The organism is Nocardioides montaniterrae (assembly GCF_054782655.1).
This window is the reverse complement of record NZ_BAAGSB010000028.1, coordinates 1-1,214: the sequence shown is the minus strand read 5'-3', so window position 1 is coordinate 1,214 and position 1,214 is coordinate 1. Positions and strand designations below refer to the sequence as shown.

The 1,214-nt window shown below is 68.7% G+C and carries 1 protein-coding gene; it reads right to left on the bottom strand.

Annotated features, from left to right (window positions below; all coding sequences use genetic code 11):
• On the bottom strand, window positions 1-1,106 hold a 1,106-nt coding region (locus ACYVJ3_RS16610), incomplete at its 3' end, for an IS30 family transposase (protein ID WP_460854191.1).
• Window positions 1,107-1,214: the final 108 nt, after the last annotated feature.

Sequence of the window (1,214 nt, the reverse complement as noted above, 5' to 3'; positions counted from 1 at the left end):
TCCAGGGTAGGGCGTGGCCTCTGGTTCAGGGTGTCGGCGATCCGCTGGAGGTCCTCGGCGGTGTGCACGGACAGGTCAGTGCCTTTCTCCAGCCAGAACCGCAACAACCGGTTGGTGTTCTCGTTCGTGCCGCGCTGCCAAGGCGAGTGTGGGTCGCAGAAGTAGACCGGGGTGCCGAGCTCGAGCTGGATGCGTTCGTAGGCAGCCAACTCGCTGCCCCGGTCCCAGGTGATCGAGCGCCGCAGATGCTCGGGCAGCCGGCTCATCTCCCGGATCATCGCCTCCGCGACGGACTCCGCGTCATGGCGTCCGGGCAGGTGGAGCAGGATCGTGAACCGGGTCGAGCGTTCCACCAGGGTGCCCACCGCGGACCCGCAGGCGGTGCCGAGGATCAGGTCGCCCTCCCAGTGCCCGGGCACCGCGCGGTCCTCGGCCTCAGCAGGACGCTCGCTGATCTTGAACGCGTTGACGTAGGCAGACCCGCCGGGCTTGCCGCCGCGGTGCTCACCGCCGCGGTGCTTGCGTACCGAGCGCTTCAGGCTGAGCTGTTTATGCAGGTCGGCGCGCAACTTGCCGCGGGTCTGCACGTACAGCGCCTGGTAGATCGTCTCTGCCGCCACACGCCCCATGCTCCCGCGCGGATGGTCGGCAGCGAGCACCAGCGCGATCAGCTTCGGCGACCAGCCCTGGTCCATCCACTCCTCGATCCGGCGGCACAGACCCGGGTTGTCCACGAGTTTGAACCCCTTGGGCCGCCGTCGCCGCTCGTGTGCGGCACGATGCGCGACCGCGCCCACGTAAGAACCGTCCGGCCCGCGGTTACGGGCGACCTCTCGGCAGACCACCGACTTGTCCCGGCCGATCGCCTGCCCGATCTGCCTGTAGGACCAGCGGGCACGCAGCCCGGCGGCGATCACAGCACGGTCCTCGCCAGTCAGCGCGCGCCTCTCAGTGCCGCTCCCAGGCTTCGAAAGCGGCACCGACCCGGGCAGCCCACCACACGCTCCCGTCTGAGGACTCAGATCCATCACGCCAGACTCACGCCACCACCGCTCAGCAGTCGGCCTGCACACGCCGAGGAGCCCGGCCGATCTCGCCAGCGGCATGCCCGCGCACACCAGCTCCAGTAGCTCTTCACGTGTCTCGTACGGGATCGCTCTACGCACCACAACGCTCCTTGCGGGTCAGCGTTGCTTAGACCGATGGATTCCGCG